General features: G+C 53.7%; 14 protein-coding genes. 11 read left to right on the top strand and 3 right to left on the bottom strand.

What is annotated here, in order from left to right; all coding sequences use genetic code 11:
• Positions 1–253: 253 nt before the first annotated feature.
• Positions 254–2,413 (top strand): bifunctional acyl-ACP--phospholipid O-acyltransferase/long-chain-fatty-acid--ACP ligase, encoded by a 2,160-nt coding sequence (gene aas, locus ACJ9N4_RS05085; RefSeq protein ID WP_182918889.1) that lies wholly within the window; start codon positions 254–256, stop codon positions 2,411–2,413.
• Complete coding sequence (gene lplT, locus ACJ9N4_RS05080; protein WP_182918888.1) at positions 2,406–3,599, top strand: lysophospholipid transporter LplT; 1,194 nt, start codon at positions 2,406–2,408, stop codon at positions 3,597–3,599. Before aas ends, lplT begins: the two co-directional genes overlap by 8 nt.
• Before the next feature lie 124 nt (positions 3,600–3,723).
• Here the strand turns inward: lplT and ACJ9N4_RS05075 are convergent, their stop codons facing one another.
• The 3 genes from ACJ9N4_RS05075 to mutH all read right to left on the bottom strand — a co-directional run bounded on the left by ACJ9N4_RS05075 (position 3,724) and on the right by mutH (position 5,996).
• Positions 3,724–4,764: an NADP(H)-dependent aldo-keto reductase gene (locus ACJ9N4_RS05075; RefSeq protein ID WP_182918887.1), complete on the bottom strand. Its 1,041-nt coding sequence runs from the start codon at positions 4,762–4,764 to the stop codon at positions 3,724–3,726.
• Positions 4,765–4,956: 192 nt separating this feature from the next.
• The gene (locus tag ACJ9N4_RS05070; RefSeq protein ID WP_114978579.1) at positions 4,957–5,175 is read right to left on the bottom strand and encodes a YgdI/YgdR family lipoprotein; all 219 of its coding nucleotides are present in this window, start codon (positions 5,173–5,175) and stop codon (positions 4,957–4,959) included.
• Between the two features lie 128 nt (positions 5,176–5,303).
• The gene (mutH, locus tag ACJ9N4_RS05065; protein ID WP_182272511.1) at positions 5,304–5,996 is read right to left on the bottom strand and encodes a DNA mismatch repair endonuclease MutH; all 693 of its coding nucleotides are present in this window, start codon (positions 5,994–5,996) and stop codon (positions 5,304–5,306) included.
• Between the two features lie 683 nt (positions 5,997–6,679).
• Here mutH and rppH point away from each other — a divergent pair.
• The 9 genes from rppH to recC all read left to right on the top strand — a co-directional run bounded on the left by rppH (position 6,680) and on the right by recC (position 16,632).
• A complete protein-coding gene (gene rppH, locus ACJ9N4_RS05060; protein ID WP_013098553.1) occupies positions 6,680–7,210 on the top strand; it encodes an RNA pyrophosphohydrolase in 531 nt (176 codons plus the stop codon).
• A gap of 12 nt (positions 7,211–7,222) precedes the next feature.
• On the top strand, positions 7,223–9,469 hold the full coding sequence (gene ptsP / locus ACJ9N4_RS05055; protein WP_182272510.1) for a phosphoenolpyruvate--protein phosphotransferase: 2,247 nt from the start codon (positions 7,223–7,225) through the stop codon (positions 9,467–9,469).
• Between the two features lie 193 nt (positions 9,470–9,662).
• Positions 9,663–10,538 carry a prolipoprotein diacylglyceryl transferase gene (gene lgt / locus ACJ9N4_RS05050; protein ID WP_182272509.1) on the top strand — a complete coding sequence of 292 codons (876 nt, stop codon included), beginning with the start codon at positions 9,663–9,665 and terminating at the stop codon, positions 10,536–10,538.
• 6 nt (positions 10,539–10,544) lie between these two features.
• A complete protein-coding gene (gene thyA, locus ACJ9N4_RS05045; RefSeq protein ID WP_061097204.1) occupies positions 10,545–11,339 on the top strand; it encodes a thymidylate synthase in 795 nt (264 codons plus the stop codon).
• Between the two features lie 184 nt (positions 11,340–11,523).
• Complete coding sequence (locus ACJ9N4_RS05040; RefSeq protein ID WP_395122779.1) at positions 11,524–11,988, top strand: prepilin peptidase-dependent protein; 465 nt, start codon at positions 11,524–11,526, stop codon at positions 11,986–11,988.
• Positions 11,979–12,539, top strand: a complete 561-nt coding sequence (locus ACJ9N4_RS05035; protein WP_411500303.1) for a prepilin peptidase-dependent protein — start codon at positions 11,979–11,981, stop codon at positions 12,537–12,539. The genes ACJ9N4_RS05040 and ACJ9N4_RS05035 overlap by 10 nt, the downstream gene beginning before the upstream one ends.
• Positions 12,536–12,937 carry a DUF2509 family protein gene (locus tag ACJ9N4_RS05030; RefSeq protein WP_182272506.1) on the top strand — a complete coding sequence of 134 codons (402 nt, stop codon included), beginning with the start codon at positions 12,536–12,538 and terminating at the stop codon, positions 12,935–12,937. Before ACJ9N4_RS05035 ends, ACJ9N4_RS05030 begins: the two co-directional genes overlap by 4 nt.
• Positions 12,922–13,245: a prepilin-type N-terminal cleavage/methylation domain-containing protein gene (locus tag ACJ9N4_RS05025; RefSeq protein WP_182272505.1), complete on the top strand. Its 324-nt coding sequence runs from the start codon at positions 12,922–12,924 to the stop codon at positions 13,243–13,245. Before ACJ9N4_RS05030 ends, ACJ9N4_RS05025 begins: the two co-directional genes overlap by 16 nt.
• Before the next feature lie 12 nt (positions 13,246–13,257).
• On the top strand, positions 13,258–16,632 hold the full coding sequence (gene recC, locus ACJ9N4_RS05020; protein ID WP_411500302.1) for an exodeoxyribonuclease V subunit gamma: 3,375 nt from the start codon (positions 13,258–13,260) through the stop codon (positions 16,630–16,632).
• Positions 16,633–16,693 lie beyond the last annotated feature (61 nt).

Here is a 16,693-nt window from a genome sequence, read left to right as displayed (position 1 = left end):
TAGTTACACTTTGCCTCAGGCTGTTGCGATTGTCTGATAGCGAGAATGACGACGGGATTGATAAAGTCGAGATCCCAGAGGTATTGATTGGTGAGAATTCTTAGTACGCATCTCGTACTCATCTCTTGCACCAACCTGCGCGGATGCGCAGGTTTTTTTTCGTCCTGTTTTAGCTATCGCTCCTGCTGCACTTCTCGTGTAATCTGCCACCATTTAACGTAGCCCTTCACACTGGTTGGCAAAGGGAGTTGAGATGCTTTTTGGGTTCTTCCGTATACTTTTCCGTATTCTCTTTCGTATCCGTGTCACTGGCGATGCTCAGACGCTTCGCGGCGAACGCATACTCATCACACCTAACCATGTTTCTTTTATCGACGGCATTTTACTGGCGCTGTTTCTGCCCGTGCGCCCGGTGTTTGCGGTCTATACCTCAATCAGCCAGCGGTGGTTTATGCGCTGGCTGGCACCGTTGATTGATTTTGTGCCGCTCGACCCGACAAAACCGATGATGATCAAACATCTTGTGCGCCTGGTTGAGCAGGGGCGTCCGGTGGTGATTTTCCCGGAAGGGCGTATTTCGGTAAGCGGTTCGCTGATGAAAATCTACGACGGCGCGGGGTTTGTCGCGGCGAAGTCAAAGGCAACCGTCGTGCCACTGCGTATTGAAGGTGCGGAGCTTAGCCATTTCGGTCGCCTGAAAGGGCTGGTGAAACAGCGCCTGTTCCCGAAAATTACCCTGCATATTCTGCCGCCAACGTCACTGCCGATGCCTGAAGCGCCGCGTGCGCGCGATCGCCGTAAAATCGCCGGTGAAATGCTGCATCAGATTATGATGGAAGCGCGTATGGCCGTTCGCCCGCGTGAAACGCTGTATGAATCTCTGCTGTCGGCACAATATCGCTATGGCGCGAAGAAAAACTGTATTGAAGACATCAACTTTACGCCAGATACCTATCGCAAGCTGCTGACCAAAACACTGTTTGTGGGCCGTATTCTTGAGAAATACAGCAAGAAGGGCGAAAAGATTGGCCTGATGCTGCCTAATGCGGGGATCAGCGCGGCAGTGATTTTCGGCGCGGTTTCTCGTGGCCGTATTCCGGCGATGATGAACTACACGGCAGGTGTTAAAGGGCTGACCAGCGCCATCACTGCGGCACAAATCAACACTGTCTTCACCTCCCGCCAGTTCCTGGACAAAGGCAAGCTGTGGCACTTGCCGGAGCAACTGACCCAGGTTCGCTGGGTCTTCCTTGAAGATCTGAAAGCGGACGTTACGACGGGTGACAAGCTGTGGATTTTTGCTCATCTGATGATGCCTCGTCTGGCACAGGTTAAACAGCAGCCGGAAGATGACGCGATTATCCTCTTTACCTCCGGCTCTGAAGGCAACCCAAAAGGGGTTGTTCACAGCCATAAGAGCATTCTGGCAAACGTAGAGCAGATCAAAACCATTGCTGACTTTACGGCGAATGACCGTTTTATGTCGGCGCTGCCGTTGTTCCACTCCTTTGGCCTGACGGTCGGTCTCTTTACTCCGCTCCTGACTGGCGCAGAAGTGTTCCTGTATCCAAGCCCGCTGCATTATCGCATTGTGCCGGAGCTGGTGTATGACCGTAACTGCACCGTGTTGTTCGGGACGTCAACCTTCCTCGGTAACTATGCTCGTTTTGCTAATCCGTATGACTTCTACCGCGTGCGGTATGTGGTGGCCGGAGCGGAAAAACTGCAGGACAGCACGCGTCAGATTTGGCAGGACAAGTTTGGCCTGCGTATTCTGGAAGGTTATGGCGTCACAGAGTGCGCACCCGTGGTATCCATTAACGTGCCGATGGCGGCGAAACCGGGCACGGTTGGCCGCATTCTGCCGGGGATGGACGCGCGCCTGCTGGCGGTACCGGGCATTGAGGATGGCGGGCGTCTGCAGTTGAAAGGGCCAAACGTGATGAACGGTTATCTGCGGGTGGAAAACCCGGGCGTGCTGGAAGCGCCGACGGCAGAAAACGTTAACGGGGAAATTGAGACAGGCTGGTATGACACGGGCGATATTGTTCGCTTCGACGAGCAGGGCTTCGTGCAAATCCAGGGGCGGGCAAAACGCTTCGCCAAAATTGCCGGTGAAATGGTTTCTCTGGAGATGGTTGAACTGCTGGCGACGGCGGTATCCGCCGACAAACTGCATGCGACGGTTGTGAAGAGCGATGCCAGCAAAGGTGAGGCACTGGTGCTTTTCACCACCGACAGCGAGCTTAAACGTGACAAGTTGCTGCAATATGCGCGCGAGCACGGCATCCCTGAGCTGGCGGTGCCGCGTGATATTCGCTACCTCAAACAGCTTCCGGTGTTGGGTAGCGGTAAGCCCGACTTTGTGACCCTGAAAGGCATGGTTGAACAGGCGGAACAGCAAAATGCGTGAGTCAGTACACACTAACACTTCACTCTGGTCAAAGGGCATGATGGCGGTGATTGCCGCCCAGTTTCTCTCTGCTTTTGGTGACAACGCCCTGCTGTTTGCTACCCTGGCGCTGTTGAAAGCCGAGTTTTACCCCGACTGGAGCCAGCCGATCCTCCAGATGGTGTTTGTGGGTGCTTACATTATTTTTGCGCCGTTTGTGGGGCAGGTGGCGGACAGCTTCCCGAAAGGCCGGGTGATGATGTTTGCTAACGGCCTGAAGCTGCTGGGCGCGGCCAGTATCTGTTTTGGCTTCAACCCGTTTATCGGCTACACGCTGGTGGGCGTTGGCGCTGCGGCTTACTCCCCGGCGAAGTATGGCATCCTGGGGGAGCTGACGACCGGTGATAAGCTGGTGAAAGCTAACGGTCTGATGGAGTCTTCCACTATCGCGGCGATCCTGCTCGGCTCTGTCGCGGGGGGCGTGCTGGCTGACTGGCACGTGCTGGTGGCGCTGGGCGTTTGTGCGGTGGTGTATGGCGGGGCGGTCATTGCCAACCTGTTTATCCCGAAACTACCGGTAGCACGTCCTGGTCAGTCCTGGCGTTTTACGCCGATGACCGGCAGCTTTTTCAACGCCTGCCGTGTATTGTGGCGTAACGGTGAAACGCGTTTCTCGCTGATGGGCACCAGTATGTTCTGGGGGGCGGGTGTCACGCTGCGCTTCCTGCTGGTACTGTGGGTACCGGTGGCGCTGGGCATCACCGACAATGCCACACCGACCTATCTTAATGCGATGGTGGCTATTGGGATCGTCGTTGGTGCTGTAGCGGCGGCAAGGCTGGTGACGCTGGATACTGTTGCCCGCTGCATGCCGGCGGGGATCCTTATTGGAGTGGTGGTACTTCTTTTCTCGCTGCAACACGCGCTACTGCCCACGTACGCACTGTTGATCCTGATTGGTATCCTGGGCGGTTTCTTCGTGGTGCCGCTGAATGCGCTGTTACAGGAGCGTGGAAAGCAGACCGTTGGGGCGGGTAATGCCATTGCTGTGCAGAACCTCGGCGAAAACATGGCCATGCTGTTGATGCTGGGGCTTTATTCTCTGGCAGTGAAAGTGGGTGTGCCAGTGGTAGGCATTGGCGTCGGGTTCGGGGCGCTGTTTGCGCTGGCGATTGCCGGATTGTGGGTCTGGCAGCGTCGCCGTTGATATGTGCGGCCTGATGCCCTCACCCTAACCCTCTCCCCAAAGGGGCGAGGGAATGATGTGCTGCCACATTAATTTGTGGGGAACCCTCAGCAAAAACGGCAACAGAGTTGCCGTTTTGCGTTTATTACGGGGCCGGATAGGTATAAACCTGATGCACCGCTTCAATCTCCGCTAACACCTCTTCGCTCAGGTTCAGATGGAAACTCTCGATGTTGGTTTTCAACTGTTCCATTGTTGTCGCACCCAGCAGGGTGCTGGCAACAAACGGCTGACGGCGCACGAAGGCCAGTGCCATCTGTGCGGGATCAAGACCGTGACGCTTCGCGATATCAACGTAGGCTGCAACGGCTTTCTGGGTCTGCTCACCGCTGTATCGGGTGAAGCGGCTGAAGAGGGTGTTACGCGCACCGGCAGGTTTCGCGCCGTTCAGGTATTTCCCCGTGAGTGTACCAAAGCCCAGGCATGAGTAAGCGAGCAACGGCACTTCTTCATACTGTGTCACTTCGGCCAGACCCACTTCGTAGCTGCGGTTCAGCAGACTATAGGGGTTCTGGATAGTGGCGATGCGCGGCAGATCGTGCTTATCTGCCAGGTGCAGATAACGCATCACGCCAAAGGCCGTTTCGTTAGAGACACCAATGTAGCGGATCTTACCCGCACGCTGGCACTCCGTCAGCGCTTCCAGTGTTTCCAGCAGGGTCACGACCGGTGCGCTCTCATTCCAGCTGTAGCCGAGCTTACCGAAGCAGTTGGTTGGACGCTGCGGCCAGTGAACCTGGTAGAGATCGAGATAATCGGTTTGCAGGCGCTTCAGGCTGGCATCCAGCGCGGCGCGGATATTCTTGCGATCGAGGATCTGATTTGGACGGATCCCGGCATCGTTGTTGCGCGAGGGGCCGCTGACTTTCGAGGCCACAATCAGCTTTTCGCGGTTACCGCGTTTTGCCAGCCAGTTACCCACGTAGGTTTCGGTTAACCCCTGCGTCTCCGGGCGTGGAGGTACGGGGTACATCTCTGCAACATCAATCAGGTTAATCCCCTGGCTGACGGCATAATCGAGTTGTGCATGGGCATCGGCTTCGCTGTTTTGTTCACCAAATGTCATCGTGCCCAACCCCAGTTGACTTATCTCCAGAGCGCTGTGGGGGATACGGTGATAAAGCATAGTCGACTTCCTTCAATAGACATGTAGATACGTCATCCATCAAGCTGACTTGCTGTCCTGATGCAACTTGAATGATTTTGTGTACAGACCGCGTCAGGAACCTCCCGACAAAGGAATATAAACATGGCAGAGGGGAAGCAAAAGGGGAAGGAAAAAATCAAAAAGGCCAGCAAGCCACTGACCTTTATCTGTTTATCGCTCGATAATTTGCGAAACTTCGTCACGGTTGATTTGCATTTTATTGCCTTCCTGGTCGCGGTAGCTCACCAGTCCGGTATCATCGTCGACTTCGGGTTTGCCGTCGGTCAGGATCATCCTGCCATCCTTCGTCGCCATAACGTAATCGCTGCTACAGCCCGATACTGCAAACGCTAAACCGACTGCTGAAATTAACACTGCCCATTTTTTCATCGTTATCGTCCTCACCTGGCTTGTATCACATCATAGTGTAGTAATAACCCGATATTCCGACAGGAGGAAGCAGTAAAATCTTAAAAACCAGCTAATTGTGTTTAATAGCTCTCAAACTTCGTTAAAAACTATGTTTTTAGTAAAAAATGGCGTGCGAGCAGCGCACCGGTGAAATTCTTTTTAAGATAAAAGCCGCGTGGCAAGGTCAGTATCGGTTCACCCTGTGCGCCTATCGCCTCGGTGAGCGCTTTACTGTTGGCCGCTTTCGGACGCAGCTGTAACACTTCACCGTGTCGGGCGGTGATGCGCTCTACATGACCCAGCACGATCATATCCATCAGCTCTTCCCAGTCCTGGCATAGCTGTCTCTCTTCGCTCTCATCCGGGCTCCAGAGCAGCGGTGTGCCCACGCGACGTTCAGCCAGTGGGATCTGGCGTTCACCTTCTACCGGTACCCATAGCACTCGCTTCAGCTTATGGCGAACGTGGCTGGTTTCCCACGTTACGCCGGTATTGCCGGTTAACGGTGCGACACAAACAAAGGTGGTTTCCAGCGGTTTCCCCTGGCTGTCGACAGGAATGGTTTTCAGCTCGACACCCAGAGCGGCAAAATCTTGCTCTGGCTTACTCCCCGCACTTGCACCCAGCCACAGCTCCAGCAACATGCCGATCCAGCCTTTATCCCGCTTCAGATCGTTAGGGATCGGCAAACCTGCCAGTGCCGCCAGGTCGCCGAGCGAAAAGCCAGCGAGACGCTGTGCCTGGTCCAGCAGTTGGGTTTCGCTGGAAGGGGGAGAAAGTAAGGGTGCAAGCGGGTGCATGAAGGTAACCTTTTGATTAAAAAATGAACTAAGAAATTATCCCCTGTGGATAGAGTTTAACTTTTTCTGTACGAATATGCCATGTGCATGATTTATAGGTTGTTTTGGATGGCGAAAATTCTTCCTGTACAGCCATAAAACAGGTTGTCCAAATCTGGTCACTGACAATAAACAGGATCTTACACCATGTTATCCACAGAAAAGTGGGATAACTGGGAATAACCCGTACTACTGTTTCAATTTACAGCCTTGACGTGCGATGAAAATCGAATTTTCAGACAATTTGTGCCTAACTTATTGGCACAATCTGTGGATAAAACCGACGCTGTTCGATCTTTCATCAGTATGACGATCGCTGATGTGATGATCATCACGTTATTACGTTTTATGGCGATGGAGTTAAGGTTAACGTTATGAAAATAATAATATTATTTTTATGGGGATACGTGGCGTTCTGAACGGGGATTCAGGTTGTTCATCGGTAATTCCATACTTCTTCACAACTATATCCACAGAAAAGGTGAATAAAATTGCCCTTACGGCAACTCATCTGTTTATAACTCAGCGTATATTTGTGAGTTATTCAAATGTTATTAGGTTGCAGGCCTGTAAGAGAGTGGTTTACCGCCTCTCTGTAGTGTGAAACAATCGTTCATATATAAGGTTTAGTTTGGGGTAGTCCGGTGATTGATGACGATGGCTACCGCCCGAACGTAGGAATAGTAATTTGTAATCGTCAGGGCCAGGTCATGTGGGCCCGACGATATGGTCAGCACTCCTGGCAGTTCCCGCAAGGCGGGATCAACCCGGGAGAGTCCCCAGAACAAGCGATGTACCGGGAGCTGTTTGAAGAGGTTGGTTTAAGCCGAAAAGATGTTCGCATTCTGGCTTCGACCCGCAACTGGTTGCGTTACAAGTTACCGAAACGTTTGGTGCGTTGGGACACAAAGCCGGTTTGTATCGGCCAGAAACAAAAGTGGTTTCTATTGCAGTTGGTGGGCAACGATTCAGATATCAATATGCAAACCAGCAGTACGCCGGAGTTTGATGGCTGGCGTTGGGTGAGCTATTGGTATCCTGTGCGTCAGGTCGTGTCATTTAAGCGCGATGTTTACCGTAGGGTGATGAAAGAGTTCGCAAGTGTTGTTATGCAGCTTCAGGAGATCCCACCTAAGCCGCAAAGCGCACCTGCCTGGCGACGTAAAAGAGGTTAAGCTACGCAAATCATGCTCACCCGCTTGCGAGAAATAGTCGAGAAGGTGGCCAGTGCGCCTCGTTTGAACGAGGCGTTGAATATTCTGGTCACTGACATCTGTCTTGCGATGGAGACCGAAGTCTGTTCGGTGTATCTGGCCGACCATGACCGGCGCTGTTATTATCTGATGGCGACCCGTGGTTTGAAAAAACCTCGGGGCCGTACCGTTACGCTCGCGTTTGATGAAGGTATCGTGGGTCTGGTGGGGCGGCTTGCAGAGCCCATCAACCTTGCGGACGCGCAAAAACACCCCAGCTTTAAATACATCCCTTCCGTAAAAGAAGAGCGTTTCCGCGCATTCCTGGGCGTGCCGATCATTCAGCGTCGTCAGTTGCTGGGTGTTCTCGTTGTTCAGCAGCGAGAACTGCGTCAGTACGACGAAAGCGAAGAGTCTTTCCTCGTGACGCTGGCCACGCAGATGGCCGCGATCCTCTCCCAGTCTCAGTTGGCTGCACTCTTTGGTCAGTATCGTCATACGCGCATTCGCGCACTTCCGGCGTCTCCGGGCGTGGCGATTGCCGAAGGCTGGATGGATGCCACGCTGCCATTGATGGAGCAGGTTTACGAAGCCTCCACGCTTGATGAAGCGCTTGAGCGCGAGCGCCTTACCACCGCGCTGGAAGAGGCGGCGAACGAGTTTCGTCGTTACAGCAAGCGTTTTGCGGCGGGAGCGCAAAAAGAGACGGCGGCCATTTTTGACCTCTACTCGCACCTGCTTTCCGACGCGCGTCTGCGCCGTGAGCTTTTTGCTGAAGTTGATAAAGGCTTCGTAGCGGAATGGGCCGTTAAAAAGGTCATCGAAAAGTTTGCTGAGCAATTTGCCGCACTGACCGATGGTTACCTGAAAGAGCGTGCCGGGGATTTACGCACCCTGGGGCAGCGTCTGCTGTTCCACCTCGATGATACCATTCAGGGGGCGAATGCCTGGCCAAAACGGTTTATCCTGGTTGCCGATGAACTCTCGGCGACAACGCTGGCTGAGCTACCGCAGGATCGGCTGGCGGGCGTAGTGGTGCGTGATGGCGCAGCCAACTCCCATGCGGCCATTATGGTACGTGCTCTCGGTATTCCTACCGTGATGGGCGCTGATATCCAGCCGTCGGTGCTGCACCGACGCACCCTGGTGGTGGACGGGTATCGCGGTGAGCTGTTGGTCGATCCTGAGCCGGCTCTTCTCCAGGAATACCAGCGCCTGATCAGTGAAGAAAATGAATTAAGTAAGCTGGCGGAAGATGACGTCAACCTGCCCGCGCAGCTCAAAAGCGGCGAGCGGATCAAAGTTATGCTTAACGCCGGTTTAAGCCCCGAGCACGAAGAAAAACTCGGTAGCCGCATCGACGGTATCGGTTTATATCGCACAGAAATCCCGTTCATGCTGCAAAGCGGCTTCCCGTCAGAAGAAGAGCAGGTTGCGCAGTATCAGGGGATGCTGCAGATGTTTAACGACAAACCTGTCACGCTGCGTACTCTGGATGTCGGAGCCGATAAACAGCTGCCGTACATGCCTATCAGCGAAGAAAACCCGTGCCTGGGCTGGCGTGGGATCCGCATTACGCTCGATCAACCGGAGATCTTCCTGGTTCAGGTGCGTGCCATGATGCGCGCGAATGCGGCGACGGGCAATCTGAGCATCCTGCTGCCGATGGTCACCAGTATTGATGAGATCGATGAGGCTCGGCGGTTGATCGAACGTGCAGGGCGCGAAGTTGAAGAGATGATTGGCTATGCGATCCCTAAACCACGGATCGGCGTCATGCTTGAAGTGCCTTCAATGGTCTTTATGTTGCCGCAGCTGGCGAGCCGCGTCGATTTTATCTCTGTCGGGACTAACGACCTGACGCAGTATATGCTGGCCGTTGATCGTAACAACACACGCGTTGCCAGTATCTATGACAGCCTGCACCCGGCGATGCTTCGGGCATTAGCGATGATCGCTCGTGAAGCGGAACAGTGCGGTCTCGACCTGCGCCTGTGCGGTGAAATGGCCGGAGATTCAATGTGCGTTGCGATCCTGATTGGTCTGGGGTTCCGCCATTTATCCATGAACGGCCGTTCTGTTGCACGAGTGAAATACCTGTTACGTCATATCGAATTTGACGATGCCCGCGAGCTGGCGGAGCGCAGTCTTGAAGCCCAGCTGGCTACTGAGGTACGCCACCAGGTCGCTGCTTTTATGGAGCGACGCGGCATGGGTGGTTTGATCCGTGGCGGTCGTTAGTCTGTCCGTCTCCCTCTCGCTGTGGGAGAGGCAACACGCAGCACTATCCTCTATACACATCTTTTACATCTCAGGCGCATCCTCAGCGCCTGCCTTATGCTATGATTCGCAACTTTGGAGCTTCTGCTAACAACAGAAGCGCATGTCTACCGCTGTCCACTTTCAGCGGAATAACAACATCTTGTGGTGACAGATGAACAGTGGTTATCTGCATTTTCCGGAATTCGATCCGGTCATTTTTTCTGTTGGACCTGTAGCGCTTCACTGGTACGGCCTGATGTACCTGGTGGGTTTCATTTTTGCTATGTGGCTGGCTGGCCGTCGCGCTGGTCGTCCGGGTAGCGGCTGGACGAAAAACGAAGTAGAAAACCTGCTGTATGCGGGCTTCCTCGGCGTATTCCTCGGTGGCCGTATTGGGTACGTTTTGTTCTATAACTTCCCGGTGTTCCTGAGCGATCCGCTCTATCTGTTCCGCGTCTGGGATGGCGGTATGTCCTTCCACGGCGGCCTGATTGGCGTGATCCTGGTCATGGTGATTTTTGCCAAACGTACCAAACGCAACTTCTTCCAGGTCTCTGATTTTATTGCTCCGCTGATCCCATTTGGTCTTGGTGCGGGTCGTCTGGGCAACTTCATTAATGGCGAACTGTGGGGGCGTGTCGATCCGAGCGTTTCCTTCACTATGCTGTTCCCTGGCTCCCGCGCAGAGGACATGGCACTGTTACCATCTCACCCTGAGTGGCAATCCATCTTCGATACCTACGGCGTTCTGCCGCGCCATATGTCCCAGCTTTATGAGCTGGTACTGGAAGGCGTGGTGCTGTTTATCATCCTGAATCTGTTTATCCGCAAACCGCGTCCAATGGGGGCTGTCTCCGGCCTGTTCCTGATTGGCTACGGTGCGTTCCGTATCATCGTCGAGTTCTTCCGCCAGCCGGATGCGCAGTTTACTGGCGAGTGGGTTCAGTACATCAGTATGGGGCAGATCCTCTCCATTCCGATGATCGTAGCGGGTGTCATTATGATGATTTGGGCGTATCGTCGTCGCTCACAGCAACAACTTTCCTGAGGAACCATGAAACAGTATCTTGAATTGATGAAAAAAGTGCTCGATGAGGGCACGCCGAAAAATGACCGTACCGGCACCGGCACGCTCTCCATTTTTGGCCACCAGATGCGCTTCAATCTGCAAGAAGGCTTCCCACTGGTGACGACAAAGCGCTGCCACCTGCGCTCGATCATTCATGAACTGCTCTGGTTCCTGCAAGGCGATACCAACGTTGCTTATCTGCATGAAAACAATGTCTCTATCTGGGACGAATGGGCAGATGAAAACGGTAACCTGGGCCCGGTTTACGGTAAGCAATGGCGTGCATGGCCAACGCCTGATGGCCGCCATATTGACCAGATCACCACCGTGATGAACCAGCTGAAAAACGACCCGGACTCGCGCCGTATTATCGTTTCTGCCTGGAACGTGGGTGAACTGGATAAAATGGCGCTGGCACCGTGCCATGCGTTCTTCCAGTTTTATGTGGCTGACGGCAAACTCTCTTGCCAGCTCTATCAGCGCTCCTGCGACGTGTTCCTCGGCTTGCCGTTTAACATTGCCAGCTATGCGTTGCTGGTTCATATGATGGCACAGCAGTGTGACCTGGAAGTGGGTGATTTTGTCTGGACGGGTGGCGATACCCACCTGTACAGCAACCACATGGAACAGACGCATCTTCAGCTGACCCGCGAACCGCGCGCACTGCCGAAGCTGGTTATCAAACGTAAGCCGGAATCGATCTTCGATTACCGCTTTGATGATTTTGAAATTGAAGGATACGACCCGCATCCTGGCATCAAAGCGCCCGTTGCTATCTGATACGGCAAATACTCACACAACCGGTGCTTTTTAGCGCCGGTTTTTTTTCGCCTCTGCTTTGTTTTTCGGGGCTGCATCCAGAAATAATGCAACGTCCTGCAACCGATAACATTCTCTGGATAACGGCTCGTAAAGCCCTGATTTACAACTCGTCACGTTTCCCGTCCTTCGCCACACTTCCGGCATGAAAAAAGAGAACGGCTTTACGCTTATCGAAACCCTGGTCGCCATCTCGCTGGTCGTTATTCTTAGTGCCTCAGGGCTGTATGGCTGGGACCGCTGGCAACGGCAGCAGCGGCTGTGGCAAACAGCCGGACAGGTACGTGATTACCTGGTATTCCTGCGCAACGATGCAAACCGGCATAACCGCGATCACCTGATCACACTTCAACAGGATGGGGAACGTATCTGTTTAATGAGTTCTGTCGTGCAGGGTTGCGAGAAAAGTAGCCCTTTTGTGTTCAGAATGCTCTGGCCTGATATCACGGTAAGCGAGATAACACCCTCATTAGGATTTTATGGGTTAAGGGATACGGCCTGGGCGGGACGAGTACGGGTACAAAGCCGGGCGGGGGAATGGTTGATTACCGTCTCAAATGGGGGGCGTATCAGGATGTGCAGTAGTGCAGGAGAACGTTTATGTCGATGAACCAACACGGTTTCTCGCTTACAGAAGTCCTGATTGCCACTGCAATCAGTAGCCTTTTGTTGTTAAGTGCATCGCGCTTTTTACCCGGATTACAGCGGGCTACATTACTGCAATCAGGCCAGCGGGATCTTGAAGAGGAGGTCTGGCAACGCCTTTTTTCCATCGGCAAACAGCTCCAGCGTGCGGGATATTGTGCGGGAAGCTGTGAGGGGCAAGCTCTGGTGATTGGAGAGCAGGGAAGTTGCGTGATTGTGCAGTGGGATGCAAACAGCAACGGTCACTGGGATACCTCTTCGTCGGAACCCGAGAGTACGGGGTTTCGTCTGGGATCCGGAGCGCTGGAAACTTTGCGTGGTGCAACCTCTTGCGAGGGGAAAGGATGGGAAAAATTGACGGATCCTGGCAGCGTTGTGATCCAGCAGTTTGCGGTGAGTCGCGTTGAACACTCCGGTTTTGCGCCGCAGCTGAATATTGAACTGGCCGCCATCCGCACAGGTAAGCAGGGTGTACCTTACCAGGTTAACTATAGCGTTACGGGGTTTAACTTATGAACCGTCAGCGTGGGATGTCGTCACTGGCGCTGGTTCTGCTTTTGCTGGTGCCTGGCACGTTGATCCTCTCCGGCTTTAATCAGCAACTGACATCCTTTAGCGCGCTGGTTGGCGGCGAAAGCCGCTCGATTCAACAGCAGGCTTCTGTGCAGTCAGCGCTGGAGTGGGGGCGCGTTCAACGCTGGGCGTTACAGCCAGAGGTCCAGTGCAAGCAGGTACAGACGTGGCGTGTCTGCCTGCGTTTGCTGAGCGAGGCGCGAGTTTTGCTTATTGCCGGAAGCAATGGCCTGCTGTTGTGGCGTGGAGGGGAGGTTGCTGAAGGACGTATACGTTTTGCAGTTCACGGCTGGAGTGATTTTTGCCCGCTCAAGGAAAAGGCGCTATGTCAGTTACCCTGAACAAAGAAAAGGGATTTAGCATGGTAGAAGTATTGCTGGCGATGATGCTGCTGGTGACGATTGTGACGGCACTGTCTGGTTATCACCGGGCGCTGGCAGCCCGGTTCACCATGTTTAATCAATATCGCCAGCTCTGGCACCACGCCTGGAACCAGACACAGTTGGGTACCACTGTTCTGCCAGGCGGCTGGCAGATAAACCGGGTGCAGACAATACAGTCCGGATGTGTCAGCATCACAGTTACACTTATTTCTCCTCTGGGACGACGCGGTGAGATGACGCGTCTGCATTGCCCGGTCAGCCAGTAGTCGGGAGCGTCTATGTTAAGGGTCTACCACTCAAATCGTCTGGATGTGCTGGAAGCGCTGATGGAATTTATCGTTGAGCGCGAGCGGCTTGACGATCCTTTTGAGCCAGAAATGGTGCTGGTGCAGAGCACCGGTATGGCGCAGTGGCTGCAGATGTCGCTTTCCCGGAAATTTGGCATTGCGGCGAACATTGATTTTCCGCTGCCAGCAAGCTTTATCTGGGAGATGTTCGTCCGTGTACTGCCGGACATTCCTGAGCAGAGTGCGTTCAACAAGCAAAGTATGAGCTGGAAGCTGATGGCTCTGCTGCCAGGTATGCTGACACGCGATGAATTCACCATGTTGCGCCACTATCTCAATGACGATACCGATAAGCGCAAGCTGTTCCAGCTGGCATCGCGTACCGCTGATCTCTATGACCAGTATTTAGTGTACCGCCCGGAATGGCTGACAAGCTGGGAAACGGGGGCGCTGGTGGAAGGATTACCAGACGCGCAAATCTGGCAGGCACCGTTGTGGAAAGCGCTGGTGGAATATACGGAGACGCTCGGCCAGCCAAAGTGGCACCGTGCCAACCTGTATCAACGGTTTATCTCAATACTGGAAAACGCATCTGAGCGGCCTGACAATCTCCCGTCACGCGTGTTTATCTGTGGTATTTCGGCTTTACCTCCGGTCTATCTGGACGCGCTAAAAGCGCTGGGTAAACATATTGATATCCATATTCTCTTTACCAATCCCTGCCGCCACTACTGGGGTGATATTCAGGATCAGCGCTGGTTTTCGCGGCTGGTGACCCGGCAGCGTCGACGGCTCTTTGAAGAACGTTCCGTCCCGCTGTTTAAAGACAGTGCGACCGCCGCGCAGCTTTTCGATGAAAACGGCATTCAGAACCTGCCGAACCCGCTGCTTGCCTCGTGGGGCAAACTGGGGCGCGACTATATTCATATGCTCTCTGACATTACCTCGTCAGGCGAAGGTGATGTGGACGCGTTTGTTGAGATCCCCCCGGACAGCCTGCTGCACAATATTCAGTTGGACATTCTGGATCTGGAAAACCGTGCGGTCATGGGCGTGACGGTCAAAGAATTTGAACACAGTGACGGTAAGCGGAAGCTGGATCCTGACGATCGCAGTATCACTGTGCATGTTTGCCATAGCCCGCAGCGTGAAGTTGAGATCCTGCACGACCAACTGCTGGCCATGTTGCAGGACGATCCTGAGCTGACGCCGCGTGACATTGTGGTCATGGTGGCAGACATCGATAGCTACAGCCCCTTTATTCAGGCTGTTTTTGGCAGTGCGACAGGCGAGCGATATCTGCCTTACGCCATTTCTGACCGTCGTGCGCGTCAGTCTCACCCGGTACTGCAGGCATTTGTCAGCCTGCTGTCACTGCCGGACAGCCGGTTTATCTCTGAAGATGTGCTGGCTCTGCTGGATGTGCCTGTGCTGGCCGCACGCTTCAACATCAACGAAGAGGGGTTACGCTACCTTCGCCAGTGGGTGAATGAGTCTGGTGTACGCTGGGGAATAGATGACGATAACGTGCAGGAGTTTGAGCTTCCGCCAACGGGTCAGCACACCTGGCACTTTGGTTTGACGCGAATGCTGCTGGGCTATGCGATGGAAAGCAGCCAGGGAGAGTGGAATGAAGTACTGCCATACGATGAGTCCAGCGGGCTAATCGCTGATCTGGTCGGCCATCTGGCGTCGTTGCTGATGCAGCTAAACCGTTGGCGGCGTGAGCTGATGCAGCCTCGTCAGCTTGAGGAGTGGCTCCCGGTTTGTAGGGATTTGCTCAATGATTTCTTCCTGCCGGACAGTGAAACCGAAGCGGCGATGGCGCTTATTGAAAAGCAGTGGCAGGCGATTGTTGATGAAGGTGTCAGTTCGTACTATACCGGGACCGTGCCTTTGTCACTGCTGCGCGACGAGCTGACCCAACGTCTCGACCAGGAGCGTATCAGCCAGCGTTTCCTTGCCGGGCCTGTCAATATTTGCACCCTGATGCCCATGCGTTCTATTCCGTTCAAAGTGGTGTGTTTGCTCGGTATGAATGACGGTGTTTATCCGCGAGCATTACCTCCGCTGGGCTTTGACCTGATGAGTCCAACACCAAAACGAGGTGACCGTAGCCGTCGTGATGATGACCGCTATCTCTTCCTTGAGGCGCTCATTTCCGCTCAGAGCAAGCTGTATATCAGCTATATTGGCCGTTCGATTCAGGACAACAGCGAACGTTTTCCGTCTGTTCTGGTACAGGAGCTGGTGGACTATATTGGGCAGAGCCACTATTTACCGGGCGATGAACAGCGTAACTGTGATGAAAGTGAGCAGCGGGTGAAAGCGCACATCACCTGTTGTCATACTCGTATGCCGTTTGATCCGGCGAACTATGTAGCCAGTGAATATCAGAGCTATGCCAGCGAGTGGCTCCCGGCGGCGAAGAATGAGGGGAGGGCGCATAGCGATTTTATTCAGGAGCTTGAACCTCTCGTCATTGAAATGCTGACCTTTGAGCAACTGCAGCGTTTTTGGGCACACCCGGTACGTGCCTTCTTCCAGCAACGATTACAGGTCAGCTTCCGTTCTGAAGAGAGCGAAATTCCTGATGCAGAACCCTTCACCCTTGAAGGGCTGGAGCGTTATCAGTTAAACCTCCAGCTGCTGAATGCACTGGTTGAACAGGAAGATGCCGACAGGCTGTTTCGTCGCTATCGGGCAGCGGGGCAGCTGCCTTACGGCGCGTTCGGGGAAATTGCCTGGGATGTACAGTGGCAGGAGATGAAGGCGCTTGCTGACCGCGTGATTGAATGCCGACAGCCTGGAAAAAGCATTGAAATCGATCTCGACTGTAACGGTGTGCAGCTAACGGGCTGGCTGAGTCAGGTTCAGCCGGATGGGCTTTTGCGCTGGCGGCCCTCTATGCTCAGCGTTTCACAAGGTTTGCAACTCTGGCTCGAACATCTTGTCTACAGCGCTGGCGGCCATAAAGGTGAAAGCCGGATTTTTGTGCGTAAAGAGGGCGAATGGCGTTTCCCGCCGATGGAGCCTGAGCAGGCGTTACGCTATTTGTCACTGTATATAGAAGGTTACCGTCAGGGGATGAACAAACCTCTGCTGTTGCTGCCGGAAAGTGGTGGCGCGTGGATAAAAAACTGTTATGACGTGCAGAATGATGCCATGTTAACGGATGACGCTTCGCTGCAAAAAGCACGGAGTAAATTTGTGCAGGCCTATGAAGGCAACATGATGGTACGTGGTGAGGGGGAAGATGTCTGGTATCAACGTTTATGGCGAACGCTTGAGCCGGGATCCTTCAGAGCCATCACAGAAGAGGCACAACGTTACCTGTTACCGTTGTTTAAATTTAATCAGTCCTGAGTGCTGTATAAAAATTGCACAGTATGGGGTGTTCATTTATTATGCACTTCTTATCACGGAC

This window comes from Enterobacter sp. LM3 (genome assembly GCF_046622475.1).
GTDB lineage: Bacteria > Pseudomonadota > Gammaproteobacteria > Enterobacterales > Enterobacteriaceae > Enterobacter > Enterobacter cloacae_P.
Note: the sequence above shows the minus strand (reverse complement) of the source record. Positions and strands in the feature narration are given on the sequence as shown.